This window comes from Kitasatospora sp. NPDC048194, from assembly GCF_043202455.1.
GTDB lineage: Bacteria > Actinomycetota > Actinomycetes > Streptomycetales > Streptomycetaceae > Kitasatospora.
Genome location: NZ_JBIDAK010000066.1, coordinates 1 through 6,533, shown reverse-complemented (window position 1 = coordinate 6,533; position 6,533 = coordinate 1). Strand labels below are relative to the sequence as shown.

General features: G+C 68.1%; 3 protein-coding genes. 2 read left to right on the top strand and 1 reads right to left on the bottom strand.

Features of this window, described 5'->3' with window-relative positions:
- The coding region (locus ACGF07_RS35470) for a trypsin-like serine protease (protein WP_392905789.1) at window positions 1–1,325 on the bottom strand (1,325 nt) is incomplete at its 3' end.
- A 289-nt stretch (window positions 1,326–1,614) separates the two neighbouring features.
- Here ACGF07_RS35470 and ACGF07_RS35465 point away from each other — a divergent pair.
- On the top strand, window positions 1,615–5,769 hold the full coding sequence (locus tag ACGF07_RS35465) for a polymorphic toxin-type HINT domain-containing protein (protein ID WP_392905787.1): 4,155 nt from the start codon (window positions 1,615–1,617) through the stop codon (window positions 5,767–5,769).
- On the top strand, window positions 5,769–6,341 hold the full coding sequence (locus tag ACGF07_RS35460) for an Imm1 family immunity protein (RefSeq protein ID WP_392905784.1): 573 nt from the start codon (window positions 5,769–5,771) through the stop codon (window positions 6,339–6,341). Before ACGF07_RS35465 ends, ACGF07_RS35460 begins: the two co-directional genes overlap by 1 nt.
- Window positions 6,342–6,533 lie beyond the last annotated feature (192 nt).

Below are 6,533 nucleotides of genomic sequence, written 5' to 3'. Positions count from 1 at the left end.
TTCTTGGAGTTGTGGGCGAGGACGCCGTCGGTGCCCAGCGCGAAGATCTCGGCGGTCCTGGTGTCGGGGTTGTAGACGGAGTTCACGACCGCGGACGAGTAGTCGACCTTGACACCCCACGCGGCAACGGTCTGCTGCACCCATCCGGCCAGATCGTCGACGCGTGTGCTGGAGGCCCCGGTCCGGGTCTCGGTGGCAGGGGTCCCGAGGCAGCCGCCCTGCCACGAACGTGAGGCCACCGCGACGATCTCAGGCGTCCGGCTTGTGTCGCGCAGCAGCGGTGCGCCAGCGTCGCCTTGGCAGACGGGTGCCTGGCTGGTGGAGGGGGTGGTGTCGATAGTGGTGGCGGCGACGGCGCCGACCGTGTGGCTTGTGGTGTGGATCTTGGTGGGGACCCAGTCGGTGGCGGTGCGGCCGTAGCCCGGGATGCGCAGGCTGTCGCCCGTCGCCGGTGCGGTGGCGCCGACGATGGCGGGGGTGACGCCGTTGACTGGAACAGCGAGGCGGGCCATGACCAGGTCGCGGTCGGTGCGCGGGGTGAGCTCGACGACGTCGATGATCGCGCCGGTGGTGGTGTTGGTGAGATCCGTGCGCCAGATGGTGGCGGTGGTCTTGTCCTTGGGTGCGCCGGCGGTCACGGTGGTCAGGTCGTCGGGAGTGTCGGTGAAGCAGCTGGCGGCGGTGAGCAGCCAGTAGCGGTCGACGAGGGTGGCGGTGCAGGCGCGCTTGCCGCCTCCGATGTTGAGCTTGACGGCGAAGGCGAGGGCGGGGTCGATGGGCTGCGGCGCGGGTGGGGTGGCGTTGGAGCCGGTGACCCGCAGCTCGAGGACAACCGACCTGCTGTTGGGGTCGACGGACTCGCCGATGCCCTTGGTGGTGTCGGCGGCGACGTTGACGGTTTCGGTGGGCTTCTGGTCGGTGGACAGGCTGGCCTGGACGGAGCGGCCGTAGGTGGTGATGCGGTAGGCCTGCGGGATGCTCAGGGCCAGGTAGCCGGAGGCGCCGGGGGCGGCGAAGCAGATCATGTCGTCGTTGTTCGCCGGGGTGGTGACGGCGTTGACCTTGATCTGGAAGCTGCCGGCCTTGCCGCAGTCGGTGACCGTGATGCCGCCGTCGCCGCGGGTCAGGGTGATGCCGCGGGTGGCGAGGATCTGGTCGGCGCCGGGGTAGGCGAAGGTCTCGGCGGCGGTCTTGGGGGTGTCGGCGGTGGCCGGGGCGGTGGAGTCGCCGGTGGCGGCCCCGGCGGTGGTCCAGCCCGCGACCGTGGCCAGGACGAGAGCGGTTGACGCGGCGGCGATGCCGCGTATGCGTGAGTGGTTTCTCATGACGCCTTATCAGATTGAGGGGCAAGTCAAGCACCTGCAGAACGCGGCAAAATTGGACATTTGCCGTTAGTTTGCGATGGCTTGATTCACTGTCGGGAGCAGATTCTAATGTAAGCTCACCAACTGCATCGATCCACATGTTTGAGAGCGCGTCAAGTAGGGTGCCGGGGGAGAAGCTGGCTGGTCAGCCGCGTTCAATCCCACCTCCGAGGCCTTGTTGTAACCAATTTCCAAGGCCTGGATTTGCGCTGCCCGAAATCAATTTATATCGATTTTGAGTGAGGTATTCATGGGTTCATTGAAGAACTTCGGATTCCGGGGAAGGAGGGCTGGGCTCAGGCTGCTGTGCCGCACGGTGCTGCCGATAACGCTGCTGGCGTCCACGCTCTCCGCCTCCCCGGTCGCGGCGGACGAGACACCGCCGCCGGTGGCCCCGGCACCGCAGCTCAGCGACCGCGGCCGGGTCCTGCAGGCGTGGAAGAGCGGCGGACCGAGCGTCAAGGCCGCGGCCGAGATCGCCCTGACCGGCACAGCCGACCAAGTCCGCCTCTTCCTCGGCACACCGCAAAGCCCGCAGGACGGCGAACTGGCCAAAGCCGAGGCCAAAGACAACCGCGGCGCCGCCCTGCAGATGGTCGCCGTCGGCGGCCCCCGGCTTCGCAAGGCCGCCGAGACCGCGCTCGCGGGCACCGACCAGGACGTCGCCACGTTCGTCACCACCGGCTGGAAGACGCCGATGGAACAGGACCAGCGCGTCCTGGTGTCCCAGATCGCCGAGGCCGGCGGACCTCACACGAAGGCCGCGGCCCTCGCCGCCCTGGACAAGCCCATCGCAGACGTCCAGGCCTTCCTCGACCAGACCCAGTTCACGCTGCGCGACAGCGACAACCGCATCAAGGTCTCACAGCTCGCGGAGACCGGCGGGGAGGCGACCAAGCAGGCCGCCCGAATCGCGCTGGAGGGCAGCGCGGAGGAGATCCGCACCTTCCTGGAAACCGGCCAGAACATAGCCGCCGCCCGCGATCAGGAACACGCGAGCATCGACCAGCTCGTCCAGCAGGCGCAGGCGGCCGGTGATGAGGCGGTACGCAAGAAGGACGCTGCTGTCGAGGCCTCCGATCGGGCCGTGGAGGCCGCCCAGCTCGCCAAGCAGGCCACCGCCGACGCCACCGCCGAGACCCTCGCCGCCAAGAACGACGCCCAGCGGGCCACGGCCGCAGCCAACCGCGCCGCCGAGGCCACCCAGCGCGCCTCCGACGCAGCCCGGGCCTCGATTGCCGCCGCCCAGGCCGCCGTCCAGGCCGCCAAGACCGCCTCCACCGCCGCCGGCCGCGCCGCCGCTGCGGCCGCCGGAGCCGCTCAGGCCACCACCCGCGCCCTCGCCTCCGCCGCCCAGGCCAAGGTTGACGAGGACGCCGCCGCCTCCGCCGCGCAGGCCGCCGTCCTGACCGGCTACGCCGCCAAGGCCGCCGACCGCGCCGCCAGCGCCGCCTTCGATGCGAAGATCGCGGCTGAGAAGGCCGATTCCGCGACCGCCAACGTGAACGCTGCCGCGGACAGCGCGGACCAGGCCGGCGGCTTCGCCGACCAGGCTGGTGCCTCCTCCACCAGGGCCAGGCAGGCCGCCGCCCAGGCGCGCCGCAACGCCGGCGAGGCCACCCGCTCGGCCAAGGCCGCCGCCCAGCTCGCCGGCGCCGCCGGCCAGTACGCGGCCGAGGCCCGCGACGCCGCCAATTCCGCCGCCGATCGCGCCACCAAGGCCGCCGCCTCCGCGCGCAACGCCTCCGTCAACGCGGGCAACGCCACCAACGCGGCCCAGCAGTCCGCCGCTCACGCCGAGAGCGCCCGGCAGGCCGCCGCCGACGCCGACACAGCCGTCGCCAAGGCCCGCCAGGTCCACCAGCAGGCCCAGGCCGCCGAGGCCGAGGAGCGCACCTCCCGCAAGGCCAACGGCATCGTCCAGGCCCAGAACATGAAGGCCGCCGCCGACGCCAGCCAGCGCGAGGCCGACAACGCCAAGGCCCAGGCCCTGCGCCTGGACCAGGAGTCCGTCCAACTCGCGGCCCAGGCAGCCCAGCCCGGCACCGACACCGCCACCATCGCGGCCGCCGGCCGCAAGATGGCACTCACCGCCCTCAAGGTCCGAGGCCCCTGGGCCAAGTCCGCCGCCGAGTACGCACTCGCCGGCAGCGACGAAGCCGTCATCGACTACGTTCGCACCGCCTGGCAGACCGCCACCGAGCAGGACGAACGTGTCGAAGCCCACTACATCGCCGAAAAGAGCGAGTACGACACCGTCCGCGCCGCTGCCACCGCCGCGCTCGAGGGCGACGGCGCCCAGGTCCACGCCTTCCTGCAGACCGGCCGCCACACCGCAGCCCTCAGCCAATACCGGATCAAGGTCTCCCAGCTCATCGAGACCGGCGGCCCCCGCCTCCAGGAAGCCGCCAAAGCAGCCCTGGAAACCAACACCCCCGACGCCCTCGTCGCCTTCCTCACCCAAGGCCAGTACACCGCGAAGGCCAGCGACGACCGCGTCAAGGTCTCCCAGCTCATTGAGACCGGCGGCGACGAGGTCAAGTCCGCTGCCCAGATTGCCCTCGAAGGCCCCTACCCTGTCCTCACCGACTTCCTGACAACCGGCCAGTACCAGGCCCAGCAGCAGGACCAGCTCACCGCGGCCCACCTCGCCACCATCGACAATGCGATCAATGGTGCATCCCAGGTGGCGGCGCTTGCCCAGCAGAACGCGGCCCAGGCCGCCCAGGCAGCAGCCATCGCCGCTGGCGCGGCCAACGACGCCAACAACGCTGCAGCCCAGGCCAACGCAGCAGCCGCCCAAGCCGCCACCTACGCCCAGCAAGCTAAGACCTCGGCCGACAACGCCCAGGCCTCGGCCACCAAGGCTGTGGGCTACGCCGCCACCGCACGCACTGCCCAGAGCCGGGCCAACAACGCAGCGGCATCCGCACAGCAATCAGCGAACTACGCCGAAGCCAGCGCAGCCGCCGCACGCGCCTCTGCGGCCATCGCCTACGCGGCGGTCGCCGAGGCCCGCCAGTCCGCCGAGAACGCCGGCACAAGCCGCGACCAGGCCCGCGCCATCGCCGACACCGCCCAGAAGGAAGCCATCGCCCAGCAACAGGCGAAGGAAGCCCGCGAACAGGCGCAGCGGGATGCGCAGATGGAGGCCCTCAAGGCATCCCTTCTGAGCAGCGGTGACAACGGTCCGAGCTGGTACGACCAGTTCTCCCTCATCGGCCACACCGAACTCGACATCGCCAGCTTCCTCCCCGGAATGGGCTCGATCGCGGCCGGAGCCAACTGCGTCTGGTACGGCGGGGAATACTTTGCCGACTACGGCAGCGGAGAGGAATTCGCCCTCTCATGCCTCAGCATCATCCCCGGCTTCCGTATCGCCCGCGGCGTCGCCAAGTACTTCAAGTGGGGCGAAAAGCTCGCCGAGTCCGACAACGCCGTCCTCAGGTGGATCAACGGCAAGGCCGGCGACTCCCCGTTCCTCCGCAGGCTCCTCGGCCTGCCCGACACCTGCACCAACAGCTTCCCCGCCGGCACCCGCGTCCTCATGGGCGACGGGACGCCCCGCGCCATCGAACAGATACGCACCGGCGACACCGTCACCGCCACCGACCCCGTCACCGGCACATCCGGGCCCCGCATCGTCGACGACACCATCTACACCCCGAACGACACCGACTTCACCGAACTCACCGTCACCACCCCGGACGGCAAGACCTCCGTCGTCACCTCCACCAACCACCACCCCTACTGGCTCCCCAACACCAGCCAGTGGACCGACGCCGTCGACATCCGCTCCGGCGATGACCTGCGCACCGACACCGGCGCCACCGCCCAGGTCGCGTCCGTCCGCCACTGGACCGGCCTCGAGCCGGCTTACAACCTCACTGTCAACGACCTGCACACGTACTACGTGCTTGCAGGCGACACCCCCCTTCTCGTCCACAACGTCACCTGCATCAACATCAAGTCCGTCTTCGACAAACTTCCCACATGGGCTAAGGGTGAGAAGACGGTCGGGCAGCTGATCACCGCAGGAAAGGACGGACTCCAGAATCTGGGAAACCTCATCGAGAGCGGCCGGACGAAATTCCGGGGAGACATCGACGAATACCTCCTCCGGAGGTTTCAGAAGCCCAGCACGGCGGTTGACCATGTCGAGACGATGGTTGCGTGGATGATGCGACTTCACCTCAAGGAGCACAAGGGAACCCTGGGCCTGGATTTGGTGATCAACAATACCGAGGGCGTGTGCAAATCGTCGGATATGGGATTGGCTGGCTGCTACCAAGCCGTGAGTTCGATCCTTCCCGCCGGAAGCTTCCTCAGGGTGTGGTCCAAGGATCCGGTGACCGATAAAATGATTCCGACAGTGATCAACGGAGTTGGCAGGCTGGAGGACTAGTGATCCTGACCGTCTGGATCGACCGAAACCGGTATCACCCGGAGAGCCGAGAGGAAGAAAACCGACTGATCAGAAAGGTGATGGAGGAACTGGAGTACGGAGACAACGCGTCGTTCATCCTCGATACCGGTCGAGCCGGCGAGTCCTCCTATCCCGACAGCACGCTCACGGTGTCGATCAACAGGTCGACCGGGTTCGGCGGCGCCGTCTGGCATGTCGGCGAGAACTACCCGAAGCAAGGCGGGATCTATGACTCCGTATGGGTTTCCGACAACCCGTCACCACCGGACATCGACCCCAAGGTCCTCTCAGATGTGCACGTCCCGGTATTCATGGCACCAGCCAGTGTCATTACCCTGGCAGACCTGCAGAGCGTCATTGAGGAGTTCTGCCACGCCAAGACCGGCGACAGGCCGGTCTGCATTCAGTGGGTCAAGGGGCGCATCGGTGGCGAACGTGCCGAAGGGCAGTACGACCTAGACCCCAAAAGCGAGACATCTACCCGAGCAGAATCACTTTTGGGAGTCTTGCTAGCGCACGGTGAAGCGGGAGACCTCCCGCCCGGCTACTAGCACCATTGCGAAGCCAACACGGCGGGGCTTCAGCCTTCAGGCTGAAGCCCCGCCGTTAACATGCACGGTGTGCGGGGGGGCTTTGCTCACGAGTTGTGGTTCTGGTCCAACTTCTGTGGTGTGCCTACTCCCTGTAACGGTTGATCTCTCCGGAGCGTCTTCCGAGATCGTCCGGAAATGGCCGGCGACGGC

What these genes read in the sequence shown, in the direction of transcription:
- ACGF07_RS35465 (WP_392905787.1), top strand. Translation starts at nt 1,615, where the DNA reads ATGGGTTCATTGAAGAACTTCGGATTCCGGGGAAGGAGGGCTGGGCTC.